Below are 23,387 nucleotides of genomic sequence, written 5' to 3' on the forward strand. Positions count from 1 at the left end.
GATAATGGGGTGCCTGGCGTTGCTTGTTCCAGCGATCCGGCGCTAAGGACGCCCGGCTTCGGCCAGTGGAGGGTGAGCGACGATCAAGTCGCAGCCCTTTTTGAGGAGATGACTGACATGAAGACGTTTTTGCTGGTTGCCGTTGGCATCGCGGCGCTTGCCGGCTCGGCCTGTTCGAAGGCACCCGAGTGCACGACCGAGATACTGACCAAGAAGGCTCAGGACATGACTGCGGCACTTCAGGCTGCGATTACCAAGGATCCAGCCAAGGCAGCCGACCTCGGGGCCAAGGTCCAGGCGGTCACAACCAAATATCAGGGCGGTACGACAGCGGCCGAGGCCTGCAAGGCCTATGACGAGGTGATTGCCGCGATCAAGGGCTGAGCACTTAATTGCAAATCAAAAGAGGGCGGCGCCGTCTGGCCGCCGCCTTTCTCACGCTAAAAGTCAGTTCGGAGTTACGGAGCCGACCTCGACTGCATCGATCCGCTTCAACTTCATGCCGATGACCGGTACCAGCTGCTGGTCGACGCGCACGGCAACGGTCACCGTCATCGAATTGTCGTCGGGGACAAGCGCCTGCATAACGCCGCGCAACTGATTGCGATTTATGGTGAAAACCACCTTGTGCGCATCGACGACATTGCCACCGATAATGTCGAGGCCGGACCCGGCGGCCCCGCCCATAAAGCTGCCCTTGTAGCCCTGCCGGCCCTTGTGTTCGATCGTTGCCGACATCTGCTGGGTGAACATGCCTACCCGGCAGCCGCCGTCGAGCGACATGCCAACCTTGCCGTCAGGCGTCGAGCCGATGAAGCTGCAGGTGAATTTCGTGCCCTTGTATTTGCCGGCAACGATTTCCCCTGGGCCGACCCATTTGCCTTCGACCGATCGAAAGAACTGCTTGTCCGGTTCCGCCGCCGAGGTCTTTCCGGCAATGCCGACGGTTGCGACAAGCGCGAGCGCCACGGGCAGCCCGCTGGACAGAATAACGCTTTTCATCGACGACACCCGGCAACAAAGAGACTGGTTTGGACGCTTCCGACCATGGACAAGATTGGTTAATGCTTTGTCACCCCAAGGCGATAGTCACGTTCCGGAAGCGGATGTTTCTTTTTCTTTCTTTGCTGCAAAGGAGGTCAGCGCGGAGAGGAAATCGCCCAATCCGGGCCGCCTGACAGCGCCGTGGCCAACAATCTGCTGGACGAAACTGTCGCCGACGGCGATCGACCCGGTGACCGCGAGATGGGCGAGAACGCTGCGCGCCAGGCGAAAAAAGCCAAGCGTGCCGGGGCGACCGCCATAGAGCTCCGACAGGCGGCGAATCAGCCGGCCGGCTTCGAACACGACGTAAGCGACGTCGACCAGCGCGCGGGGGCTGACCGCGGTCACCAGGGAGACGCGCTTCGCCGCTTCGAGAATCATCACCCTGGCGCGGGCATCGAGCGGGCCGAGGATCTCGCTCTCGGCCAGCCGCACCAGATTGCCGCCGTCAATGATCTCGCCGCGCAATTCGGCCAGCGAGCGCCTGCCGGCCGCGGTTTCGGGCTTGGCCGCGACAAATGCCGACAACTCGTCGACCACGGCGCGGGCGGCCTTCGGATCGTCACGGGCAATCGCATCGAGCGCCCGCTTTTGCAACTTTTCGACCTCGGCAAGGCGGGCAATCGCCATGAACTCGCGCACGAGGATGATCAGAAGCGCCAGGATGGCGATCGCGGCCATACCGGCAGCCAGCCAGCCCAGCCACTCGGCGCGCTCGAACAGGTCGCGAATCAGCTGGTCGGTCCAGAGGCCGACGGCGAGCGAAACCAGAACGCCCAGCGCGCCAAAGAACAGGCTGCCAAGCAGCGAACGTTTTCGCGGCGCAATCGCCGGCGGCGGTTCGGCAGCGACGATGTCAGGCTCGTCGAAGACGTCGATCTCCGCCGGTGTGACCACGGCTAGATCCGCCTTCAGAGTACGCGGCTTTCGCGCCGGCGCGGCCTCGGACGCAGCATGGCGAGCCGTCGAATCTTCCTTTTGCTGGGGCTCCGGCTCGATGCGAAAGGCCGCCGGTCTGCGGGGCACACTCATGCGAGATGATCTCCGATCAGGAACTGCAGCGCGCGGTCGAGCCTGATATGCGGCAGCGACAGTGTCACGCCCTCGGCCGTGCGCTCGAGTTTCGGCGGGCGAAAGCGCACGAAGCGGATCGCGGGGTCGTCATTTTTCTGCCGGCGGGCCGATTCGGAAACGTCGAACACCGCATCAACTTTCTCCGGCAAATCTCCGGGAAATATGGCTGTTTCGGTCTTTCCGTCAAAGGTTTCGCCATTGATTTTTTCGCCACGCAATGGCGTGCCGATAATGACCGGCAAAGTCTCGCGGCCCTGCTTGACCGTGCCTTCACGGGTCGCGCGCATGGCCGCCAAGGCCACGACGTCGACGTCGGCGCCGGTGAAATTCGCTCGCGCCACGGCGCGGTCGGCTAGCCGCCGCACGATCGCCTGCAGCCGGTCGTGGCTTTCGTGGTGCAGATGGTCGGCCTTGGTCGCGGCCACCAATATGCGGTCGATGCGTCTTGAAAACAGGTCGGTCAGGAAGTTGCCCCGGCCGGGGCGGAAACAGGACAGGATTTCGGTGACCGCACGTTCCAGATCGGCCATCGCGCCGGGGCCGGCATTCAATGCCTGCAATGCGTCGATGAGCACGATCTGGCGGTCGAGACGCGTGATGTGTTCGCGAAAGAACGGTTTGACGACATGCGTCTTGTAAGCCTCGTAGCGCCGCTCCATCATCGCCTGCAGCGATCCCGAGCGGGCGCGCCGGCCGTCCAGATTCGGCAGCGGCGCGAAGGTGAGAGCGGGCGAGCCTTCAAGATCGCCGGGCATCAGGAAGCGGCCGGGCGGCAAGGTCGAAAGCGCCCGCTCGTCGAGCTTGCAGGCCTTGAGATAGGCGGCGAAGCTCTCGGCGAGACGGCGCGCCGTCATCTCGTCGGCCTCGGCGTTCGGGTCGACCGGATTGGAGAGCGCCCGCCATTCCCGCGAAAGATCGACACGCACCGGCAACACGGCCATCTCGAAGGCCTCACGCGAAAAATCGGCGTAGGACTTGCCGAGCAGCGGCAGGTCGAGCAGCCATTCGCCGGGATAGTCGACGATGTCGACCGACAATTTGCCGGCGGAAAACATGCGGGTCCAGCCAGAGGCCGATTCGTATTCGATGGTGAGCCTCAGTTCGGAAATCGCACGCGTCGAATCCGGCCAGACGCGGTCGTCGACAAGAGCCGCAATGTGATCCTCGTACTGGAAGCGTGGTACGGCGTCGTCCGGCTGCTCTTCGAGAAAGGCCCGGGCGACGCGCCCCGATTTTTGTGCCTCAAACAGCGGCAAGCGCCCGCCATGGACCAGATTGTGCACAAGGGCCGAGATGAACACCGTCTTGCCGGCGCGGGACAGCCCAGTCACGCCAAGACGCAGCGACGGAGCGAAAAGCCCGGCAGCGCGGCCTGACAACGTGTCCAAGGCAATCTTCGCCTCGTCGGTGAAAGTCGTCAGCGATGATGCCAAAATCTGTTCTCGCGGGCCGCTCAGGAACCGATATAGGCTTTGATGCGCGGCTTTGAAATGGCCTCAGATATCGGCAGGCGTCAGGAAGGCTTCGAGATAGCCGGCGCCCGGCGCAGACTCGGCAAGACTGCCGTTGAACCGGACCACCGCAAGTGCGGAGGCCGGGAAGCCGTGGTTCAGCATGGCCCGCGCGGTCTCCTCGCCGTCGCCTGAGAGCGCCATGGCGAGATCCTCAATCATCGGATTGTGGCCGATGACGAGCAGGGCATCCAGCCCGCCATTCTGCCGGATGGCGGCGAGGTACGCGGCGGCATCGTCGCTGTAGAGCGTGTCAAGGAACAGCACCCGGCCCGTGTCGGTGTGGCCAGCCAAGCTTTCCAGCGTCTGGCGGGCGCGCCTGGCGCTTGAGCAAAGGGTGAGGCCCGGTACGTATTTGCGGGAACGCATCAGCACGCCCATCGCTTCGGCGTCGGCGAAGCCGGATGCGTCGAGCGGGCGGTCGAAGTCAGCCACGCCAGGCAGCGCCCAGCCGGCCTTCGCATGCCTCAGCAGGTAAAGTCTGGTCACCGGATCCCCGTTGTGCCGGGCACCGAACCCGTCAACACGCCGCAGGATTTGCCATCAGAAGAGCTCCGTGCGCAATGGCAAGCGCCCCTCAAGCATAGCGAATCATGTACGGATTCGGTCGTATTCTTCGCAAAAGGGCATCGCAGATGCTGGTTTGTCCGGGACTAACAATTGCGTGACACTGTCGTCGATTGATCTTGTGCAGTTTTCGGTCCGCGAATATATAGGCGCCAAATTTGGGGCTTGTTGGGTGAGTCGAATGAACGACATCGTTACCGCCGATTACGTACCCTCCGAAGACGAGCCGTTCATGAACGAGCGGCAGAAATCCTACTTTCGCATGAAGCTCGTCACCTGGAAGAACGACATCTTGCGCGAAGCGCGCGAAACTCTCGAAATCCTGCAGCAGGAAAACGCTAACCACCCCGACCTCGCCGATCGCGCCTCCTCGGAAACCGACCGCGCCATCGAACTTCGCGCCCGCGATCGCCAGCGAAAACTCATCTCGAAGATCGATTCCGCCCTCCAGCGCCTTGACGAAGGCACTTACGGTTATTGCGAGGAGACGGGCGAGCCGATCGCGCTGAAGCGGCTCGACGCGCGCCCGATCGCCACGTTGTCGATCGAGGCGCAGGAGCGCCATGAGCGGCGCGAGAAGGTCTACCGCGACGACTGAGTCGGCGGGAAAAGCAGCGGCATCGGTAAAGCGTTCAAAATGGCCGGTTTTCCGGCCATTTTCATTGGCCGTTCGCTATCGGCCTATCTTTTCTGATTGGACAACTCGCCGAGGAGCTTCGTCATCTCGTCGTCGAGAGAGGGCGATGCCTTCGCCACCGGCTTGCTCGGCGTTTGGCTGAAGCGTGGCTCGTCGAGGGAAACCTCCAGCTCCTTCATCAGCGCATCGTCGATCGACTCATGCTGTGCCGGCGGCTCGTATCTTGCCGGGGAGTCCTGTTTTGCCGGCGGCGGCGCATGTCGCGAGGCATTGGCGTTGACGGATCCATAACTTGGCAACGGTGTGACGTTCGATGCCGGTTTCGGCGCCGGTGCCGGCATTGTTGCTGGCATTGTCGCTGTCTGGCGGGCTAGGACAGGGGTTGCGGCCACGCTTGCCGGCTGCGGCGGCGCTTGCCTCGCCGGCGCGGCTGTGGTCGAAGCCGACCTTGCTGCCGGCTGGTGGCTGTTGTCTCCGGTCAATGCCGGGCGCCGCAGCGCCGAGAGCCTGATGTCGCGCTCGACGACGACATCGGTCGGACCACCGATCAAGAGCAGGTGCTCGATGTCGTCGCGACGCACCAGCACTAGCCGCCGGTGACTGTCGACCGCTGTGGCATCCATGACAGCCAGCCGCGTCTTGCGGTTCCTGCCGCCGGCGACGAATGTTCCGAATGTCAGGCTGCGGACAAGCCTGATGATAAGAAGAATGATGAGCAGAAGGACAAGTACTGCAAACGTCCATAGGATTGCTGCGGCATAACCAGGACCCGCCTCGCCATCCAGCCATTGCAGCATTGGTTCCCCCAAAATCAGCTTTCGAAGAGTGGCGACACTAGACTGTTGCGGCAGGCCACCGCAAGTTGCCTTTCACGCTTCGTGAACAGCTTGAAACGCCGGGAGCCGAACGGCGTCATTTTTAGCGGACATCTGCAGCCGGGCCTTTTCCCGACCCTGAGAATATGATTCAACCGACACCGGAATTCACGAGCAGGGGGCACATGGCCAAGGAAGCGCGCGGCGATTTCTATCCGGTACCTATCGTCGACCAGAACACGCGACCGGGTGCGGTCACCCGGCTGATCGTCTTCATCGTCGTCCTGACTGGGGCAGCGATCGTCTTCGGCCTTTTCCGTGAGCGACTTGGCGATCCATTCCTGCTCGGCATGCTTGGCGTGCTGGCGATGATCGGTGTCGGCTTTCTATTCGCCACTGCGATCGGCTTCGTCCATATCACGCCGCGCTCGACAAGCGACGAACTGTCGAAAGCTTTCGTCGATTCGATGTCGCAAGGTCTCCTGGTCACCGACACCAAAGGCCGTATCATCTACGCCAACCGGACTTATGCTGATATGACGGGTGCCGAGTCGGCCGCCGACCTCAAGACGGTCGAAGGTTTGCTTTCAGACGTTCCCGAGGCCTCGGTGACCATATACCGGCTGGCGTCAGGCCTGCGCGACGGCCAGCCCGGCGACGGCGAGTTTCGGCTCGCGCAGTCCATTCGGCTAGGCGCCGAACCGGGCGCGCGCTGGTACCGCGTCCGGGCCCGCGCCTTCAGCGTTCCCGGCCAGCGGCTGCCGATGCTTGCCTGGCAGCTTGCCGATATCTCGCGGGAACGGGCCGAGCAGGAGCGGTTCTTTCTCGACCTGCAAAAGGCCATCGATCACCTCGACCATGCGCCGGCCGGTTTCTTTTCCGCCGACCAGGAAGGCCGCGTCACCTATATCAACGCGACCCTCGCGGAGTGGCTGGGCATCGACCTGGCCAGCTTCACCCCCGGCGCCATCACGCTGCCGGAGATCGTCGCCGGCGACGGCATGGCGCTGGTCCGTTCGGTCAAGGCCGATGCGGGTACCACGCGCAATGCTGTTATCGATCTCGATCTGACGACGATGACCGGCGAGGCGCTGCCGGTGCGCTTCATGCATCGTGTCTCGGCCAGTCGAGAGGGCCTCAACGGCCCGACTCGCACCATCGTGCTCAACCGGACGCAAGGCGAGGACGCTTCGGCTGACCTCCGCGCCTCGGAAATACGCTTCACGCGGTTCTTCAACTCGACGCCGATGGCGATAGCCGGCGTCGACCACGCCGGCCGCATCCTGCGCACCAATGCGCCGTTTCTGTCGCTGTTTTCCTCGGTCGTCGACCGCGACGCGGTCGATCGGCGTGTGCGGCTGGATACGGTGATCCACGAGCGCGACCGGCCGGCTTTCGCCGCGGCGTTCGAAAAGGCACGCCAGCAACAGGCTGACATCGAGCCGATCGATACGGTGCTGCCCGGCAATGAGGAGCGCCACATACGCTTCTACGTCAACGCGGTCGCAGACGGTACCGGCGGCGAAGGCGCCGAGGAATCGGCCATCGTCTATGCCGTCGAGACCACCGAGCAAAAAGCCCTCGAGGGCCAGATGGCGCAGAGCCAGAAGATGCAGGCGGTCGGCCAGCTCGCCGGCGGCATCGCGCATGATTTCAACAATGTGCTGACCGCCATCATCATGGCCTCGGACCTGCTGTTGACCAACCACCGGCCGTCCGATCCGTCGTTCCCGGACATCATGAACATCAAGCAGAATGCCAACCGGGCGGCCTCGTTGGTGCGGCAGTTGCTGGCCTTCTCGCGCAAGCAGACCCTGCGGCCGGAGGTGCTCAACCTGACCGACGTGCTCGCCGATCTCAGGATGCTGCTTGCCCGGCTGGTCGGCAACGACATCAAGCTCAAGATCGACCATGGCCGCGACCTGTGGCCGGTCAGGGTCGATATCGGGCAGTTCGAGCAAGTGGTGGTCAATCTGGCGGTCAATGCGCGCGATGCGATGCCGGCCGGCGGCGACCTCACCGTACGCACCCGCAACGTCAGCGCCGGAGAGTGCAAGACCTTTTCCTACCGCGAACTTACTCCGGCCGACTATGTGCTGGTCGAGGTCGAGGACAGCGGCAGCGGCATCGCGCCTGATGTGCTGAAAAAGATCTTCGAGCCCTTCTTCACGACAAAGGAGGTTGGCAAGGGAACTGGCCTCGGCCTGTCCATGGTCTATGGCATCATCAAGCAGACAGGCGGCTTCATCTTCTGCGATTCCGAAGTCGGCAAGGGATCCGTGTTCCGCATCTTCCTGCCGCGGCACATTGCGGAGGCAAGGAAGGCGGGCGAGGCTGGAGAAGTGCCGGCCGCCCCTGCCAAGATCGCCGACTCAGCCAAGGATCTGTCGGGCTCGGCCACGGTGCTGCTGGTCGAGGACGAGGACGCCGTGCGCATGGGCGGCATGCGGGCGCTGAAGTCGCGCGGCTACACCGTCCACGAGGCGTCCTCGGGCGTCGAGGCGCTTGAAGTCTACGAAGCGCTCGGCGGCAAGGTCGACATCGTGGTGTCGGACGTGGTGATGCCGGAAATGGACGGTCCGACGCTGCTTGGCGAATTGCGCAAACGGCAGCCCGACATCAAGTTCATCTTCGTGTCCGGCTATGCCGAAGACGCGTTCGCCAAGAACTTGCCGGCCGACGCGCATTTCGGCTTCCTGCCGAAGCCGTTTTCGCTCAAGCAATTGGCCACGATCGTAAAGGACATGCTGGAATCCTGACCCTTCCAATGCTCCGCTTGCGCAATGTCGTGAGACTGCCATGATTGCAGGCGAAACGGGCGACGGGTTTTGGAAAGCATGCCGTGACGCCGCACAACGAGGCAAGCAAGGGCGACTACGCAAGCGCGGTGCTGCTGCCGGGCGATCCGCAGCGCGCTGAATGGATGGCGCAGACTTTTCTGGAAGCGCCGCGCTGCGTCAACCGCCGCCGCGGCGCGCTCGGCTTTACCGGGTTGTTTCGCGGCAAGCCTGTCAGCATCCAATCCACCGGCATCGGCGTCGCTTCGTTCCTGGTCTATGTGCATGAGCTGCTGGACTTCTATGGTGCGAAAACGTTGATCCGCACTGGTACCTGCGGTGGCCTGACCACCGAGATCGCGCTGCGCGGCCTGGTGATCGCGCAATCGGTGCGCGGCGAAAATGCGGAGAGCGGCCAGGTTTTTGGGCTCTATCGTGCCGATGCCGGCCCCGATCCGGCATTGTTGGCCCAGGCGTTGGCCCGGGCTGCGGAACTCGGCATCGACCATCGGGCCGGGCTGACCATCTGCAGCGATATTTTCTATCATCCGCTGGGGCGCGAACGCTTTGCCGAAGCACAGGCACAGGGCGCGCTCGCCGTGGATATGGAAACCAGCGCACTTTACCGCATTGCGGCCGATTTCGGCGCCCGGTCGCTGTCGATCCTGACCGTCGTCGACAATGTGGTAACCGGCGAGCAGACCGACTATTCCGAACGCCAGGGCCTTTTCACCGATATGACCCGGCTGGCGCTCGACCTGGCGGCGGAGAGCTAGGCGGCTTTCTACTTCGGAGTACGGAACCTCGCCAGGTTCCGCGCTTTTTTCAACGCTTTGTGCAGGTCGAGGCGGTAAAGGCGCCGTCTGGCTGCTTCATGATGATGTCGAAGGACGGGGTGGTTCCGCTTTCCAGCGTCGCCTGCGTAAGCGAGATCGAGTTGCCGCCACTGGTGTAGCCGCCCAGCGGACCCAGCCAGGTGATCACGCCGTCTGCATCCATCTGGTAATTGTAGCTCTGCGGCGCGATGCCGAAGCTCACCGGACCGCTATAGACGTTTCCCTTGATGGTGATGTCGCCGAGGCTGAGGAACATGCCGAGCAGGTAGACTTCGCAATGATAGGAGCCGTCCGGCAGCTTGCCGTCGCTGAAGCCGGCGCGCGCTACGGTCGTCGTCGCCAGCAGAAGCATGGCGGTGAAAATGCAAGAAGCTCTGAAGGCCATAGAGTCCCCCGTTAAGGGTTCGAACTTGCCTCATTTCGCTCCGGCGCTGCAATCCTCGCCAGCGCTCATATGATGCTGCTCAAAATTAGGGCATTGGCCTATATGTGAGTAAAACTTAGGCTGATATGGGTGATCCTTTCTCGTTTCGAACATGGCAGGCGAGGTTCATCTCCTGCGGCTAATACATTAACCGACTGACAGAGCTGGGAAATCTCAAATCCTCCGACCTTGCTCCCGTGATTGGCACAGCCGTTGCATGGTCTGTTCCGATGCAGTTAACCAGCTTGGGAGTTAAAAAGTATGAGGGGTAGTTTCTCGACATTAGCAAAAATGTTTTCGGCCGGCGTGGTCACCGCCGGCCTGCTGACGAGCGTTCCCGCCAAGGCGGCCGACGACACCATCAAGGTCGGCATCCTCCATTCGCTGTCGGGAACCATGGCGATCTCTGAGACGACGTTGAAGGACGCCATGCTGATGCTCATCGAAGAGCAGAATGCCAAGGGTGGCCTGCTCGGCAAGAAGCTCGAGGCGGTGGTCGTCGATCCGGCTTCGAACTGGCCGCTGTTCGCCGAAAAGGCGCGCGAGCTGATCTCGAAGGACAAGGTCGCGGCGGTGTTCGGCTGCTGGACCTCGGTGTCGCGCAAGTCGGTACTGCCGGTGTTCAGCGAACTCGACAACATCCTGTTCTACCCGGTCCAGTATGAGGGCGAGGAAAGCGAGCGCAACGTGTTCTACACCGGCGCGGCGCCGAACCAGCAGGCCATTCCGGCAGTCGATTATCTGATGAGCGAGGACGGCGGTTCGGTGAAGCGCTGGGTGCTTGAAGGCACCGACTACGTCTACCCGCGCACCACCAACAAGATCCTCGAGGCCTATCTGAAGGCGAAGGGCGTTGCTGCCGAAGACATCATGGTCAACTACACGCCGTTCGGTTTCTCCGACTGGCAGACCGAAGTCTCGGCGATCAAGAAGTTCGGCTCGGCCGGCAAGAAGACCGCCGTCGTCTCGACCGTCAACGGCGACGCCAACGTGCCGTTCTACAAGGAGCTCGGTAACCAGGGCATCAAGGCCGAGGACATCCCGGTCATGGCCTTCTCTGTCGGTGAGGAAGAGCTTGCCGGTCTCGACACCGCGCCGCTGGTCGGCCATCTCGCCGCCTGGAACTATTTCGAAAGCGTCGATACGCCCGAGAACGAGAAGTTCATCGCCGACTGGCACAAGTTCATCAAGAACGACAAGCGCACCACCAACGATCCGATGGAAGCCCACTATATCGGCTTCAACATGTGGGTGAAGGCGGTCGAGAAGGCCGGCACCACCGATCCGGACAAGGTCATCGACGCCATGGTTGGCGTCTCGGTGCCGAACCTGACCGGCGGTTATTCGACCATGATGCCGAACCATCATATCACCAAGCCGGTGCTGATCGGCGAGATCCAGGCCGACGGCCAGTTCGAGACCGTGTCGCAGACGCCGGGCCTGGTGATGGGCGACGAGTGGTCCGACTACCTGCCTGACTCCAAGGACCTGATCTCCGATTGGCGCGCGCCTCTGTCCTGCGGCAACTTCAACGTTGCCACCGGCAAATGCGGCGGCAAGGGAACCAACTGATCCTCCCGGTCTGTCCTCCCAGACCCGCAAGCCCTCCGGGCAGGCTCCTCCTCCAGCCTGCCCGGAGGCGACATTCAACCTTCAACAGCCACCAGAAACCAATGATCCTGATCCGCGCGATTGGCCTGATGCTGCTGCTCCTCCTGGGGACGCTGCTGCCGTCGAACGCCAGCGAAGCAGATCTGCGCGCCGTCATCGCCAAATTCGCCACCGCCGCCAATTTTCCGGCGATAGAAGCCGTCGTGCGCGAGCTTGCGGCATCCGGCGATCCAGCCGTCGAACGGCCGCTTGCCGCGCTTGCGGAGGGCAGCCTTTACGTCCGCAAGGCCGATTCACTGGTCTTTGTCGGCAAGGAGAGCGGCGGCGGCATCGAGCTGCTCGATGCGCTCACCGGCGAAAGATCGGGCGAAGTTGCCAAGGCCGACATCACCAAGATCAAGGTCAACAATACGCTGCGCCGCGTCATTCGCGATGCATTGGGCACGCTGACACTTGGCTCCAAGGACCCGGCCGTGCGCATTGCCGCCGCCGACACCATGTTCAAGACGCCGGACGCGGCGAACATCGAGCCGCTCGACACTGCGATCGCCAATGAGGGCGTGGCAAGCGTCAAGGCGCTGCTCGAACAGGCACGCGCCGCGTCGGTTCTCGTTTCAGACAGGCCGGAGGCCGACAAATTGGCGGCGATCGCGCTGATCGGTGCGCGCGGCGACCGCGATGCGGTGTCGCTGCTCACGTCGGTGGAGGCCAATTCCGAAGGTGCGGTGAAGGACGCGGCGACGGCGGCGATATCCAACATCAATTCGACGCTGGCGCTTTGGGATGCCGGCCAGAATATCTGGTACGGCATATCGCTCGGATCGGTGCTGCTGCTGGCGGCGATTGGCCTGGCCATCACCTTCGGCGTCATGGGCGTCATCAACATGGCGCATGGCGAGATGGTCATGCTCGGCGCCTACACGACCTTCGTCGTGCAGGAGGTGATCCGCAATTCCTTTCCCGGCCTGTTCGATTGGTCGCTGGTTATCGCCTTGCCGCTGGCCTTCCTGGTGGCGGCGCTCGTCGGCCTTGTCATCGAGCGCGGGCTGATCCGCTTCCTCTACGGCCGGCCGCTGGAGACGCTGCTGGCGACATGGGGGGTCTCGCTGATCCTGCAGCAGGCCGTACGCACCATCTTCGGGCCGACCAACCAGGAGGTCGGCAACCCGTCATGGATGTCCGGCTCGTTCAATATCGGCCAGCTTGCCGTGACCTGGAACCGGCTCTGGATCCTGGTATTCGCGCTCGGGGTGTTCGCGGTGCTGCTCTACGTGATGAAACGTACGCCTTGGGGGCTGCAGATGCGTGCCGTCACCGCCAATCGCCGCATGGCCGCCTCGATGGGCATCAGGACGCCATGGGTCGACGCCCTGACGTTTGCACTCGGCTCCGGCATTGCCGGCATAGCCGGTGTCGCGCTCAGCCAGATCGACAACGTCTCGCCCAATCTCGGTCGTGGCTACATCATCGACAGCTTCATGGTCGTCGTCTTCGGCGGTGTCGGCAATCTCTGGGGCACGCTGGTCGGCGCTTTCTCGCTCGGCATAGTCAACAAGTTCCTCGAACCTTACGCTGGAGCGGTGCTCGGCAAGATCGTCGTCCTGGTGCTGATCATCCTGTTCATCCAGAAACGCCCGCGCGGGCTGTTCGCGCTCAAGGGCAGGTCGGTGGAAGCATGATCACGGGACGCTTCTTTGCTGCCGGCGCCGACCGCCGCGTCGCCATCACCATCTTCATCCTGCTGGCGGTTGCCATCGTCGTGCCGCTGCTCAATCTTGCGGTCTCGCCGACAAGTGCGTTTTACGTGCCGTCCTATATCGTCGCGCTCACCGGCAAATACCTGTGCTACGCACTGCTCGCCTTGGCGCTCGATCTCGTCTGGGGCTATTGCGGCATCCTCTCGCTCGGCCATGGCGCTTTCTTCGCGCTCGGCGGCTATGCGATGGGCATGTATCTGATGCGCCAGATCGGCTCGCGCGGCGTCTACGGCAATCCGCTGCTGCCGGATTTCATGGTATTCCTTAACTACAAGGCATTGCCGTGGTTCTGGTATGGTTTCGACCATTTCTGGTTCGCGGCGGTCATGGTGCTTGCGGTACCCGGCCTGCTCGCCTTCGTCTTCGGCTGGTTCGCCTTCCGCAGCCGCGTCACCGGTGTCTATCTGTCGATCATCACCCAGGCGATGACCTATGCGCTGCTGCTTGCGTTTTTCCGCAACGACATGGGTTTCGGCGGCAATAACGGCCTGACTGATTTCAAGGACATTTTAGGCTTCAACGTGCAGGCCGACATGACACGCTCGGCGCTGTTCGCGGCCAGCGCCGTCATGCTGGCGTTTGCCGTCTTCGTCACCTGGGCAATCGTCGGTTCCAAATACGGCAAGCTTTTGATGGCAGTGCGCGATGCCGAGAGCCGCACACGCTTCCTCGGCTGGCGGGCGGAGAACGTCAAACTGTTCGCCTTCACCGTGTCGGCGGTGATGGCCGGCATCGCCGGTGCGCTTTACGTGCCGCAGGTCGGTATCATCAACCCCGGCGAATTCGAGCCGTCCAATTCGATCGAGGTGGTGGTGTGGGCGGCCGTCGGCGGGCGCGGCACCATCGTCGGGCCGATCATCGGCGCGCTTCTGGTCAATGCCGGTAAATCTTGGTTCACCGGCGTGCTGCCGGAATTCTGGCTGTTTGCGCTGGGCGGACTGTTTGTCGCCGTCACGCTGTTCCTGCCCAAGGGCATCATCGGCATGTGGGATTCCTGGCGCGGCAACGCAAAGGCGATGCGGGCAGCCTCGGCCGCCGAGGAAGCCGGCATCGATCCCGACGCGCCGGTGCCGCCGAAAATCGATCGCTCGGCGGCGAGAAGGCCGGGCGACTGGTCGGCCTCCGGCGCCGAACCGCAGCCAGCGGAGTGATGGCCTGATGTCGAAGAGCAACACCATCCTCTATCTCGACGGCGTGTCGGTTTCCTTCGATGGTTTTCGCGCCATCAACAACCTGTCGCTGGTGCTCGATAAGGGTGAGATGCGGGCGATCATCGGCCCCAACGGCGCCGGCAAGACGACGATGATGGACATCGTCACCGGCAAGACGCGGCCCGACGCGGGCGAGGTCTTCTTTGACGGCGAGGTCGACCTGACCAAACACGACGAGGCCGAAATCGCCATGATGGGCATCGGCCGTAAATTCCAGAAGCCGACCGTCTTCGAAAGCCACACGATCGAGGACAATCTGATGCTGGCGCTGAAAGGCCCGCGCTCGATCTTCCCGGCACTGTTCCATCGTCGCTCGGCCGCGGACGTGCGGCAGATCGACGACATTCTCGGCATCATCCGGCTCGGCGACAAGCGTGACGAGCTCGCCGCCAATTTGAGCCATGGCCAAAAGCAATGGCTCGAGATCGGCATGCTTCTGGCGCAGGATCCGAAGCTTCTGCTGGTCGACGAACCGGTCGCCGGCATGACCGACGCCGAGACCGAAGAGACCGCGCGGCTGCTTAGGGATATCGCGCGCGACCATTCGGTCATCGTCGTCGAGCACGACATGCATTTCGTGCGCGAGCTCGGCGTCAAGGTCACCTGCCTGCACGAAGGCTCGGTCCTTTCCGAAGGTTCGCTCGATTTCGTTTCGGCCGACGAGCGCGTCGTCGAAGTCTACCTGGGGAGATGAACATGGTCTGGCGCGTTCCGTTCCATCATTTCGACCTTTCGTTCTTCAGGCGTTGGAGAAAGCACTGACCATGCTCGAAGTCTCCAATGCCACGTTGCATTACGGCGCTGCCCAGGCGCTGCGCGGTGTCTCGCTGACAGCCGGCGCCGGCAAGATCACCTGCGTGCTCGGCCGCAACGGCGTCGGCAAGACCAGTTTGATGAGATCGATCGTCGGCCATCATCGGCTGACGAGCGGAAGTGTTGCCTTCGAGGGGAAGGCGCTCGACCGGAGCGCGGCGTATGATCGCGCCCGGTCGGGCATCGCATTCGTGCCGCAGGGCAGGGAGATATTTCCGCTGCTTACGGTGCGGGAAAACCTCGAATCGGGTTTTGCGCCGCTGAAGCGCTCCGATCGCAACATTCCCGGTCACGTCTTCGAGTTGTTTCCGGTGCTGAAGCAGATGCTCGCGCGCCGCGGCGGCGATCTGTCCGGCGGCCAGCAACAGCAGCTTGCCATCGGCAGGGCGCTGGTGATGCGGCCGAAACTGCTGGTGCTCGACGAACCGACGGAAGGCATCCAGCCGTCGATCATCAAGGATATCGGCCGCGCCATCCGCTATCTGCGCGACCAGGCAGGCATTGCCGTGCTTTTGGTCGAACAATATCTCGATTTCTGCCGGGAATTGGCCGACGAGGTCAATATCATGGACCGCGGCCAGATCGTCCATACCGGCCCCGCCGAGGATCTCGACCGGGCGGACGTGCGGAAGTTCCTGACCGTCTGAATTCTTATTGATTCTATTACTTTGCAACTCTGGCGCGCCGAAGATTGCGTGTTAGATTTTGCTTGGCCTTGGTGAGTCGGCCGCTTTCCGTACCAGTTTCAAATTGGCAGATCAGGGGAAGGCGCGGGCCGCGTCGGCATGCTTGCGCGCAAGCCGCTCCCTTCCAGCGATCTGTTGTCGTCCAACATTTCGGGTGCTTGGGAGCTAGAGCCAGTCGATGGAGCGCTATGTCGAGGACTACCAGAAACGACGACTCACGGAGCGCGTCGACATCCTAACAGCCATCAACATTCTGAAATCGCAGGGGTATGACCACGACGAACTCATCGCGGAGATCACAAAGGTCTTCTATGTCGATCTCGATGCTTTCAACGAGATCGTCAGGGTTGATCGGCGTTCGGACGAGCGCGCCGCATAGCCGGTAGTTGAGGACCCGGCCAGGCAGACCACCGACAGCGGGGGCGTCAGCCTGCGACCCGCTTCATCAGCGCGATGGCGCCGAATGGAGCGCGGACCTTGCCCTCGGTGATGAAGTAGACGAACACGTCACGTGGCTTGACCGGCGCCTCGGTTGAAGGATCGGCCCGCGGCAGGTCGGCCGGCACCTTGCCTTCCGCCCAGGTTTTTGCGCGCGCCGCCCATTCGTCGAGCGCCTTTGGCGTGTAGCAATCGGGATTGTGGTCGCTGCCGGTCTGCAGCCGCGCATAGATGAAATCGCCGGTGACGTCGGCAATCCCCGGATATTTGGCGTGGTCGGCATAGACGATGGCGGCCTTGTGCTTTCGCGCCAAGGCGGCGAACTCCGGCGCGACGAAGCTGTCGTTGCGCACCTCGACCGCGTGGCGCAGCGCAACGCCGTCCTGCTTTTCCGGCAACAGCTTGAGGAAGGCCTCGAAGTCGTCCGGGTCGAATTTCTTGGTCGGCGCGAACTGCCACAGGATCGGCCCAAGCTTGTCGCCAAGTGCCGCGACGCCCGACCCGAGGAAGCGCATGATCGATTCGCCGGCCTCGCCGAGCACGCGGCGGTTGGTGACGAAGCGGTTGCCCTTCAGCGAATAGACGAAACCATCCGGCGCCTCGTTCGCCCATTTGACGAAGGTCGGTTCCTTGAAGCTCGAATAATAGGTGCCGTTGACCTCGATAGTCGGCACCTGCCGGCTGGCATGATTCAGCTGCTTGGCCTTCGACAACTTGTCCGGGTAGAAGGACGTGTCCCACGGCTCGAAGGTCCAGCCGCCCATGCCGGCGCGGATTGTTCCTGATTGAGTCATGGTAGTCCTCCCGGTTTGCAGAAAAGGATCACGCGATGGCGGTCGTCTCGACGGCTTTCGCCATGTCGACGACCGTCCATCCTGGCCGATATGGATTGGGCCGGCGACCCGTTTCGCGAAAGCCGTAGGCCTTATACAACGAAACGTTCCGTTCCATTCTGGAATTGGTGTAGAGTCGGATTTCAGGCAAGCTCCACAGGCGCGTCTGTTGCTCGGCCCAGTCGAGCAGCCCGATGCCGAAACCCTTGCCCTGAAAGGCGGGCGCAACGGCGACGCTGAAGATCATTGTATGGTCCGCATGTCGTTCGAGAACGATCAGGCCAGCCGTCTGTCCATCTTGCTCCGAAAGCCAGACTTCGCCGCGGTGGATGCGCGGCGCATAGTCCTCGGTGACGGGGATCGGCGGCGCTCCGAACAGGGCAGTGTAGGGCGCGTATGCGTCGGTGGTGAGCGAGATCACCGTGGGGAGATCACCGGGACGAGCGGCTCTCATGATCAAAACTGGCCCGCGCCGGCAGCGGCCGCAATCACCTTGTCCATGCCGGCCGCGATCGCAGCGACGGCATTGCGACTGGCGTCGCCCAAGTCGTGGCGATCAGCCATCCAGTGCGCGTCATTGTAGGAGAGCCAGACCTTGCCTTGTTCGTCCTCCCAGGCCAGTGCCTTGACCGGCAGATCGATGCCGGCAAGCTGCCGGTCCTGCATCAGTGGCGTACCACCTTTCGGATTGCCGAAAATCAGGAGTTCGGTTGGACGCAGTGATGCTTCGACACTGCGCGCACCGGCGGCGTGATCGATGCGGGCGAAGACCAGCAATCCTGCACGTTCCACAGTCTCGACCAGGCGATCGATCGTTTCGGTCACGCCGAAGCGGCTTTGGACCGTGATGAGACCGTTCTTTGCCATCACTCCGCCGCTTCGCGCTTGCCTCCGGGGCGCCGCTCGAGCAATTCCCTCAGGAACTGCCCGGTATAGCTGCGTTTTTCGCGAACGATGTCCTCAGGCGTGCCAGACGCCACTAACTCGCCGCCGCCGTCACCACCTTCGGGGCCAAGATCGAGCACCCAGTCAGCGGTCTTGATCACCTCTAGATTGTGCTCGATGACGACGACCGTGTTGCCCTGGTCGACCAGCTCGTGCAGCACTTCAAGCAGCTTGGCGACGTCGTGGAAATGCAGGCCGGTGGTCGGCTCATCGAGAATGTAGAGCGTCTTGCCGGTCGCCTTGCGCGACAGTTCCTTGGCAAGCTTGATGCGCTGCGCCTCGCCGCCCGACAAAGTCGTCGCCTGCTGGCCAACATGGATGTAGCCGAGGCCGACCCGTTTCAGCGTCTCCAGCTTGTCGCGCACGCCGGGCACGGCGGCGAAGAAATCGACGCCTTCTTCGACCGTCATGTCGAGCACGTCGGCGATGGACTTGCCCTTGAACAGCACGTCCAGCGTCTCGCGGTTATAGCGCTTGCCGTGGCAGACATCGCAGGTGACATAGACGTCGGGCAGGAAATGCATCTCGATCTTGATGACGCCGTCGCCCTGGCAGGCCTCGCAGCGGCCGCCCTTGACGTTGAACGAGAAGCGGCCCGGCTGGTAGCCGCGCGCCTTGGCCTCCGGCAAGCCAGCGAACCAGTCCCGGATCGGCGTGAAGGCGCCGGTATAGGTGGCGGGGTTGGAGCGCGGGGTGCGCCCGATCGGCGACTGGTCGATGTCGATGACCTTGTCGAGGAATTCCAACCCCTCGATCCGGTCGTGATCGGCCGGATGTTCACGCGAGCCCATGATGCGGCGCGACGCCGCCTTGAACAGGGTCTCAATCAGGAAGGTCGACTTGCCGCCGCCGGACACGCCGGTGACGGCGGTAAACGTGCCGAGCGGGATTTCGGCGGTGACGTTCTTTAGATTGTTGCCGCGCGCGCCGACGACCTTCAGCCGGCGGTTCTTCTTGGCATCGCGCCGAACGGCTGGCGTCGCCACTTCGAGCTCGCCCGACAGATATTTACCGGTGATCGAAGCGGGCGTCGCCATGATCTGCTGCGGCGTGCCCTGGGCGATGATGTGGCCGCCATGAATGCCGGCGGCCGGGCCGATATCGACAACGTAATCGGCATGCAGGATGGCGTCCTCGTCGTGCTCGACGACGATGACCGTGTTGCCGATGTCGCGCAGATGCTTCAGCGTGTCGAGCAGGCGGGCGTTGTCGCGCTGGTGCAGACCGATCGACGGCTCGTCCAGCACGTAAAGCACGCCGGTCAGGCCGGAGCCGATCTGCGAGGCGAGCCTGATGCGCTGGCTCTCGCCGCCCGACAGCGTGCCGGAGTTGCGCGACAGCGTCAGGTAGTCGAGCCCGACATCGTTGAGGAAGCGCAGCCGCTCGCGGATTTCCTTGAGCACGCGCACCGCGATCTCGTTCTGCTTGTCATTGAGCGAAGCAGGCAGGTCGGTGAACCACTGGTCGGCCTTGCGAATCGACAGCTCGGTGACCTCGCCAATGTGCTTGCCGGCGATCTTGACCGCGAGCGCCTCGGGCTTCAGCCGATAGCCGCGGCAGGCCGGGCAGGGCGTGGCCGACATGAAGCGCTCGATCTCCTCGCGCATCCAAGCGGATTCGGTTTCCTTCCAGCGGCGCTCGAGATTGGGGATGACGCCCTCGAAGGTTTTCGTCGTCTTGTAGGAGCGCAGGCCGTCATCGTAGTGGAAGGTGATTTCGCGCTCGCCGGTGCCGTGCAGGACGGCTTGCCTTGCCTCCTCGCTCAAATCCTTGAACTTGTCGCCGAGCTTGAAGCCATAGGCAACGCCCAGCGCTTCCAGCGTTTGCGCATAATAGGGCGAGGTCGACTTCGCCCACGGGCTGACGGCGCCAGCGCGCAGCGAAACATTCTCGTCGGGCACGACCAGGCTGGCATCGATGGCGCGCTGGCTGCCGAGCCCGTCGCAGGTTGGGCAGGCGCCGAACGGATTGTTGAAGGAGAACAGCCTAGGCTCGATCTCGGGAATGGTGAAACCGGACACCGGGCAGGCGAACTTTTCCGAGAACAGCATGCGTTCATGCGTCTCGTTCTTCGACTTGTTGACCGAATCCTCGCCGGTCTGGCTGGCGTCGAGCGGCTTGTCGGCAAATTCCGCTACCGCCAGTCCGTCGGCCAGCTTCAGCGCGGTCTCGATGGAATCGGCGAGCCGCGTCGCCAGATCGCCGCGCACGACGATGCGGTCGACGACAACGTCGATGTCATGCTTGTACTTCTTGTCCAGCGCCGGCACGTCGGCGATCTCGTAGAAGACGCCATCGACCTTGACGCGCTGAAAACCTTTCTTCTGCAGCTCCAGCAGTTCCTTGCGGTACTCGCCTTTGCGGCCGCGCACCATCGGCGCCAGGATGAACAGCCGGGTGCCTTCCTCGACTGCAAGCACCCGGTCGACCATCTGCGAAACCGTCTGGCTCTCGATCGGCAGGCCAGTGGCCGGTGAATAGGGTACACCGACGCGGGCGAACAAAAGCCGCATATAATCGTAGATCTCGGTGACGGTGCCGACCGTCGAGCGTGGGTTCTTCGAGGTGGTCTTCTGCTCGATGGAGATGGCTGGCGACAGGCCGTCGATCTGGTCGACGTCCGGCTTCTGCATCATTTCGAGGAATTGCCGCGCATAGGCCGAAAGGCTCTCGACATAGCGGCGCTGGCCCTCGGCGTAGATGGTGTCGAAGGCAAGCGACGACTTGCCCGACCCCGACAGGCCGGTCATGACGATCAGGCTGTCACGCGGCAGGTCGAGATCGACATTCTTCAGATTGTGTTCGCGTGCCCCGCGAATGGAGAGATATTTATGGTCGGCCATCGCCGGTCGCCGCCTCAGAATCTGGAATTCGTGGGATGGGCGGGTTTTCCCGACCATCCCCTATGTAGGTAATTTCGCCGCCTTTTCGAGAGACGCCACAACTCTCGACCAAAGCGTTTAACCGCCTTTCGCGCGAACGGGCAAGCGGAAAGAACAAAGGCCGAACACGCTCCTGACAAAAGCTGCCCGTACAGCCGGCTTCACAAAGCGTCTCGCGATCACATTTTTCGGTAATCGGCTATTCAAGGTTGACGTCCATGCGTCACGGGGGCAGACTCCAAACGTCAACGAAGCTGGCCGTCTTTCGATGGCCTCGCGGCCTGGGGCTAGCCTGCGAGACGCCGCGGGTTATGCGATGAGCGCTTCGACGACGACAGTCGCAACGAACAGAAGGAGAGCAGAGGCATGACTCCACCGGATAGTTCCTTGAGGCTCCACGTGTCGCTGGAGCCGCGGCAGGTATAAGTAGCCAGGTCAGGCGTTTAGCGCTACCTGCCAACGTTGATCTGCCGATCCCCACAACAATCAGAGACTGCTAGTCGGATCGTCGGCTGAACGCCGCGAAGCATCCGAAATAAAAAGCCGGCAGTACACTCCCGGCAATTTGGATTTTAGATCCAAGAAGCCCCGTCAGTTGCAAAAGCAATGGCGGGGCTGTTCGTTTGAAGCGCAATATTTGTGGTTCACACCAGGCGAACTTAGCGGCTGGAGGGCCTGATCCCGCCGGTAGCGACATCGATGGTGATGCTGCCGGAAATCCGAACATCGGTATCGCCGATCTTGAACGTGCCGTTGCCGCTGCTTGGAACCGCGTCGTCGGGCTCGGGCTGCGGAGTTGGCTCGGCGATGCGATAGTCACTCGTCACACCGGGCAGGGCGCCCTTTTGCGAAGACGTCGAATTATCTTGGGCAAGTGCCATGCCCACCAGCATGTTCGTGCCCACAATGGCGGCAATGGCAAGGCATAGGCTGGATGAACGAATGGCGGTCATCACCTGACTATAGTGCGGCGATAGCGCCGAAGCCAGACCGGCGGCGCTGAGAGTTGCCAGCCCTCATATCGCTCAGTTCCGTTCGAAGGTGCTTCACGCGGCCTGCTTGCGAGTGTCGAAAACATGGTCGACGAGGCCCCAATCCTTGGCCTCCTGTGCGGTCATGAAAAAGTCGCGGTCGAGCGTGCGTTCCACTTCTTCGTAGGTGCGGCCGCAATGGTGGGCGTAAAGATCGGTCATGCGCCGCTTGGTGCGAAGGATGCCCTCGGCATGGCGCTGGATGTCGGAGGCTTGGCCCTGGAAACCGCCGAGAGGCTGATGCAGCACGATGCTGGTGTTGGGTAGCGCGATACGCCGCCCTGGCGTGCCGGCCATCAAAAGGAACGAGGCCATCGAGGCGGCGAAACCCATACAAACGGTGGAGACCGGGCAACTGATATACTGCATCGTATCATAGATGGCGAAACCGCTGGTCACCACGCCGCCCGGCGAGTTGATGTAGAGCGAGACCTCCTTGTCGGGATTGTCGGATTCCAGCGACAGAAGCTGGGCGCAGACCAGCGCCGACGTGCCGTCATCGATCGGCCCGTTGATGAAGACGATGCGCTCGCGCAGCAGCCGCGAAAATATGTCGAAGGCGCGTTCACCGCGGCTCGACTGATCGATCACCATCGGCACCAGATTGGCAAGGCCGCTCATCGTTTGTCTCCGTTGACTGTTGTCGTTCAGGCCGCGCGCAGGAAGAGGCGCGGGGTGTTTGCGGCGATCTGCTTGTGCCTGGGAGTGTGCGCTTCAAAGGAAAGCCGGCAACCGGCGCCTGCCATCGCGATCTCCGGCATCGCTGCCCCAGCAAAACCATCATGGACGATGCGCAGATGCGTGCCGCCGGAAACGGTGCGGTCAAGCGTAAAGGTGACGATGCTGTCCACTGGGCTGTCGTTCATTGGGCGGTCCACGGGGCTGCCGGGCGGCACCTGCGTACCGCCGGGCGCCGGCCGCTCCCGCCAGGAATAGCGCAGCAGCCGTCCGGGATCGGCGTCGAGGATTTCGCACTCGATCGGCGCATTCGGCGCTCTAAAGGCAAAGCGGTTGCCGATTTCGGGCTTGATGTCGTTTGGCATCATCCAGGCCGCGAGCAGGTCCGGCACCGTAAGCGCCCGCCACACCTTTTCCGGCGGCTCGGGCAGCTCGCACTCGAACTCGATCTTGTCTGCCGCCATTTCCGCGCGTTCTTTGCCTCGGCTGGTCATTGGTCCATGTCCTTCAAAACCGTCTTGAGCCTTTCGATGCGCTCTGGCCAGAACGCGCGGTAGCGTTCGATCCAGCCGAGCAGTGGCGCAAGCCCCTTCGGATCGGCGCGGTAATAGGCGTTGCGACCGGCCCGGCGCTCGACCACGAGGCCGGCGCCGCGCAGCACTGCGAGATGTTGCGATACCGCCGGCTGCGATACCGGCATGCCAGTGCGCAGTTCAGACACCGTCATCTCGCCGTCGGCGAGCCGCTCATAGACGGCGCGACGCGTTGGATCGGCCAGTGCCCGAAAAATCTCTGCTTCGATCATGCCGAAAGCATA

At 62.5% G+C, this 23,387-nt stretch carries 24 protein-coding genes; 10 read left to right on the top strand and 14 right to left on the bottom strand.

What is annotated here, in order from left to right:
* The first annotated feature begins 117 nt into the window (after positions 1-117).
* Positions 118-384 carry a hypothetical protein gene (locus NKH13_RS21225; protein WP_292660884.1) on the top strand — a complete coding sequence of 89 codons (267 nt, stop codon included), beginning with the start codon at positions 118-120 and terminating at the stop codon, positions 382-384.
* A 63-nt stretch (positions 385-447) separates the two neighbouring features.
* Here the strand turns inward: NKH13_RS21225 and NKH13_RS21230 are convergent, their stop codons facing one another.
* The 4 genes from NKH13_RS21230 to NKH13_RS21245 all read right to left on the bottom strand — a co-directional run bounded on the left by NKH13_RS21230 (position 448) and on the right by NKH13_RS21245 (position 4,118).
* Entirely contained in the window at positions 448-1,002 is a 555-nt protein-coding gene (locus NKH13_RS21230) for a hypothetical protein (protein ID WP_352720119.1), read from the bottom strand.
* Positions 1,003-1,089: 87 nt separating this feature from the next.
* Positions 1,090-2,076 carry a YcjF family protein gene (locus tag NKH13_RS21235; RefSeq protein ID WP_352914211.1) on the bottom strand — a complete coding sequence of 329 codons (987 nt, stop codon included), beginning with the start codon at positions 2,074-2,076 and terminating at the stop codon, positions 1,090-1,092.
* Complete coding sequence (locus NKH13_RS21240) at positions 2,073-3,551, bottom strand: YcjX family GTP-binding protein (protein ID WP_352720123.1); 1,479 nt, start codon at positions 3,549-3,551, stop codon at positions 2,073-2,075. The genes NKH13_RS21235 and NKH13_RS21240 overlap by 4 nt, the downstream gene beginning before the upstream one ends.
* Positions 3,552-3,614: 63 nt before the next feature.
* The gene (locus NKH13_RS21245; protein ID WP_352720124.1) at positions 3,615-4,118 is read right to left on the bottom strand and encodes a SixA phosphatase family protein; all 504 of its coding nucleotides are present in this window, start codon (positions 4,116-4,118) and stop codon (positions 3,615-3,617) included.
* Between the two features lie 259 nt (positions 4,119-4,377).
* Here NKH13_RS21245 and dksA point away from each other — a divergent pair, with 259 nt between their 5' ends.
* Complete coding sequence (gene dksA / locus NKH13_RS21250) at positions 4,378-4,794, top strand: RNA polymerase-binding protein DksA (RefSeq protein ID WP_023674847.1); 417 nt, start codon at positions 4,378-4,380, stop codon at positions 4,792-4,794.
* 83 nt (positions 4,795-4,877) lie between these two features.
* Here the strand turns inward: dksA and NKH13_RS21255 are convergent, their stop codons facing one another.
* A complete protein-coding gene (locus tag NKH13_RS21255; RefSeq protein ID WP_352914215.1) occupies positions 4,878-5,630 on the bottom strand; it encodes a hypothetical protein in 753 nt (250 codons plus the stop codon).
* Positions 5,631-5,833: 203 nt separating this feature from the next.
* On the opposite strand from NKH13_RS21255, the gene cckA reads away from it, so the two are divergent.
* Together cckA and NKH13_RS21265 are read left to right on the top strand one after the other, a co-directional pair.
* The gene (gene cckA, locus NKH13_RS21260; RefSeq protein ID WP_352720127.1) at positions 5,834-8,407 is read left to right on the top strand and encodes a cell cycle histidine kinase CckA; all 2,574 of its coding nucleotides are present in this window, start codon (positions 5,834-5,836) and stop codon (positions 8,405-8,407) included.
* A gap of 83 nt (positions 8,408-8,490) precedes the next feature.
* Entirely contained in the window at positions 8,491-9,201 is a 711-nt protein-coding gene (locus tag NKH13_RS21265) for a purine-nucleoside phosphorylase (protein WP_352720129.1), read from the top strand.
* A gap of 49 nt (positions 9,202-9,250) precedes the next feature.
* Here NKH13_RS21265 and NKH13_RS21270 read toward each other — a convergent pair whose 3' ends face one another.
* Positions 9,251-9,646: a hypothetical protein gene (locus NKH13_RS21270; RefSeq protein WP_352466416.1), complete on the bottom strand. Its 396-nt coding sequence runs from the start codon at positions 9,644-9,646 to the stop codon at positions 9,251-9,253.
* A 300-nt stretch (positions 9,647-9,946) separates the two neighbouring features.
* On the opposite strand from NKH13_RS21270, the gene urtA reads away from it, so the two are divergent.
* The 6 genes from urtA (at position 9,947) to NKH13_RS21300 (ending at position 16,142) form a co-directional block, all read left to right on the top strand.
* Positions 9,947-11,257, top strand: coding sequence for an urea ABC transporter substrate-binding protein (urtA, locus tag NKH13_RS21275; RefSeq protein WP_352720131.1), 1,311 nt, complete (start codon positions 9,947-9,949; stop codon positions 11,255-11,257).
* 101 nt (positions 11,258-11,358) lie between these two features.
* A complete protein-coding gene (urtB, locus tag NKH13_RS21280) occupies positions 11,359-12,975 on the top strand; it encodes an urea ABC transporter permease subunit UrtB (protein WP_352720132.1) in 1,617 nt (538 codons plus the stop codon).
* Entirely contained in the window at positions 12,972-14,204 is a 1,233-nt protein-coding gene (gene urtC / locus NKH13_RS21285) for an urea ABC transporter permease subunit UrtC (protein WP_352466418.1), read from the top strand. The genes urtB and urtC overlap by 4 nt, the downstream gene beginning before the upstream one ends.
* Before the next feature lie 7 nt (positions 14,205-14,211).
* On the top strand, positions 14,212-14,958 hold the full coding sequence (gene urtD / locus NKH13_RS21290) for an urea ABC transporter ATP-binding protein UrtD (RefSeq protein WP_352466419.1): 747 nt from the start codon (positions 14,212-14,214) through the stop codon (positions 14,956-14,958).
* A 70-nt stretch (positions 14,959-15,028) separates the two neighbouring features.
* On the top strand, positions 15,029-15,724 hold the full coding sequence (gene urtE / locus NKH13_RS21295) for an urea ABC transporter ATP-binding subunit UrtE (RefSeq protein ID WP_352720133.1): 696 nt from the start codon (positions 15,029-15,031) through the stop codon (positions 15,722-15,724).
* Between the two features lie 217 nt (positions 15,725-15,941).
* Complete coding sequence (locus NKH13_RS21300) at positions 15,942-16,142, top strand: hypothetical protein (RefSeq protein ID WP_352466420.1); 201 nt, start codon at positions 15,942-15,944, stop codon at positions 16,140-16,142.
* A gap of 46 nt (positions 16,143-16,188) precedes the next feature.
* Here the strand turns inward: NKH13_RS21300 and NKH13_RS21305 are convergent, their stop codons facing one another.
* The 8 genes from NKH13_RS21305 to NKH13_RS21340 all read right to left on the bottom strand — a co-directional run bounded on the left by NKH13_RS21305 (position 16,189) and on the right by NKH13_RS21340 (position 23,375).
* Positions 16,189-16,995: a DUF72 domain-containing protein gene (locus tag NKH13_RS21305; protein ID WP_352720135.1), complete on the bottom strand. Its 807-nt coding sequence runs from the start codon at positions 16,993-16,995 to the stop codon at positions 16,189-16,191.
* Between the two features lie 28 nt (positions 16,996-17,023).
* Positions 17,024-17,494, bottom strand: coding sequence for a GNAT family N-acetyltransferase (locus NKH13_RS21310; protein WP_352720137.1), 471 nt, complete (start codon positions 17,492-17,494; stop codon positions 17,024-17,026).
* Positions 17,491-17,901, bottom strand: coding sequence for a DUF302 domain-containing protein (locus NKH13_RS21315; RefSeq protein WP_352720139.1), 411 nt, complete (start codon positions 17,899-17,901; stop codon positions 17,491-17,493). Before NKH13_RS21315 ends, NKH13_RS21310 begins: the two co-directional genes overlap by 4 nt.
* On the bottom strand, positions 17,901-20,822 hold the full coding sequence (gene uvrA / locus NKH13_RS21320; RefSeq protein ID WP_352720140.1) for an excinuclease ABC subunit UvrA: 2,922 nt from the start codon (positions 20,820-20,822) through the stop codon (positions 17,901-17,903). The genes NKH13_RS21315 and uvrA overlap by 1 nt, the downstream gene beginning before the upstream one ends.
* Before the next feature lie 698 nt (positions 20,823-21,520).
* The gene (locus tag NKH13_RS21325) at positions 21,521-21,814 is read right to left on the bottom strand and encodes a hypothetical protein (protein WP_352466425.1); all 294 of its coding nucleotides are present in this window, start codon (positions 21,812-21,814) and stop codon (positions 21,521-21,523) included.
* A gap of 93 nt (positions 21,815-21,907) precedes the next feature.
* On the bottom strand, positions 21,908-22,513 hold the full coding sequence (locus NKH13_RS21330; protein ID WP_352720142.1) for an ATP-dependent Clp protease proteolytic subunit: 606 nt from the start codon (positions 22,511-22,513) through the stop codon (positions 21,908-21,910).
* A 26-nt stretch (positions 22,514-22,539) separates the two neighbouring features.
* On the bottom strand, positions 22,540-23,064 hold the full coding sequence (locus NKH13_RS21335) for an SRPBCC family protein (protein WP_352720143.1): 525 nt from the start codon (positions 23,062-23,064) through the stop codon (positions 22,540-22,542).
* Positions 23,061-23,375, bottom strand: a complete 315-nt coding sequence (locus NKH13_RS21340; protein ID WP_292653450.1) for an ArsR/SmtB family transcription factor — start codon at positions 23,373-23,375, stop codon at positions 23,061-23,063. Before NKH13_RS21340 ends, NKH13_RS21335 begins: the two co-directional genes overlap by 4 nt.
* Positions 23,376-23,387: the final 12 nt, after the last annotated feature.

Origin of the sequence: Mesorhizobium sp. M1348 (genome assembly GCF_040317925.1) — a bacterium.
Classification (GTDB): domain Bacteria; phylum Pseudomonadota; class Alphaproteobacteria; order Rhizobiales; family Rhizobiaceae; genus Mesorhizobium.

Coding starts and splice junctions, on each gene's coding strand:
- NKH13_RS21305 (WP_352720135.1), bottom strand. CDS start 16,995: ATGACTCAATCAGGAACAATCCGCGCCGGCATGGGCGGCTGGACCTTC.
- urtB (WP_352720132.1), top strand. CDS start 11,359: ATGATCCTGATCCGCGCGATTGGCCTGATGCTGCTGCTCCTCCTGGGG.
- NKH13_RS21315 (WP_352720139.1), bottom strand. CDS start 17,901: ATGGCAAAGAACGGTCTCATCACGGTCCAAAGCCGCTTCGGCGTGACC.
- urtC (WP_352466418.1), top strand. CDS start 12,972: ATGATCACGGGACGCTTCTTTGCTGCCGGCGCCGACCGCCGCGTCGCC.
- urtE (WP_352720133.1), top strand. CDS start 15,029: ATGCTCGAAGTCTCCAATGCCACGTTGCATTACGGCGCTGCCCAGGCG.
- NKH13_RS21325 (WP_352466425.1), bottom strand. CDS start 21,814: ATGACCGCCATTCGTTCATCCAGCCTATGCCTTGCCATTGCCGCCATT.
- dksA (WP_023674847.1), top strand. CDS start 4,378: ATGAACGACATCGTTACCGCCGATTACGTACCCTCCGAAGACGAGCCG.
- NKH13_RS21235 (WP_352914211.1), bottom strand. CDS start 2,076: ATGAGTGTGCCCCGCAGACCGGCGGCCTTTCGCATCGAGCCGGAGCCC.
- urtD (WP_352466419.1), top strand. CDS start 14,212: ATGTCGAAGAGCAACACCATCCTCTATCTCGACGGCGTGTCGGTTTCC.
- urtA (WP_352720131.1), top strand. CDS start 9,947: ATGAGGGGTAGTTTCTCGACATTAGCAAAAATGTTTTCGGCCGGCGTG.
- NKH13_RS21230 (WP_352720119.1), bottom strand. CDS start 1,002: ATGAAAAGCGTTATTCTGTCCAGCGGGCTGCCCGTGGCGCTCGCGCTT.
- NKH13_RS21335 (WP_352720143.1), bottom strand. CDS start 23,064: ATGACCAGCCGAGGCAAAGAACGCGCGGAAATGGCGGCAGACAAGATC.
- NKH13_RS21300 (WP_352466420.1), top strand. CDS start 15,942: ATGGAGCGCTATGTCGAGGACTACCAGAAACGACGACTCACGGAGCGC.
- NKH13_RS21255 (WP_352914215.1), bottom strand. CDS start 5,630: ATGCTGCAATGGCTGGATGGCGAGGCGGGTCCTGGTTATGCCGCAGCA.
- cckA (WP_352720127.1), top strand. CDS start 5,834: ATGGCCAAGGAAGCGCGCGGCGATTTCTATCCGGTACCTATCGTCGAC.
- NKH13_RS21330 (WP_352720142.1), bottom strand. CDS start 22,513: ATGAGCGGCCTTGCCAATCTGGTGCCGATGGTGATCGATCAGTCGAGC.
- uvrA (WP_352720140.1), bottom strand. CDS start 20,822: ATGGCCGACCATAAATATCTCTCCATTCGCGGGGCACGCGAACACAAT.
- NKH13_RS21270 (WP_352466416.1), bottom strand. CDS start 9,646: ATGGCCTTCAGAGCTTCTTGCATTTTCACCGCCATGCTTCTGCTGGCG.
- NKH13_RS21225 (WP_292660884.1), top strand. CDS start 118: ATGAAGACGTTTTTGCTGGTTGCCGTTGGCATCGCGGCGCTTGCCGGC.
- NKH13_RS21340 (WP_292653450.1), bottom strand. CDS start 23,375: ATGATCGAAGCAGAGATTTTTCGGGCACTGGCCGATCCAACGCGTCGC.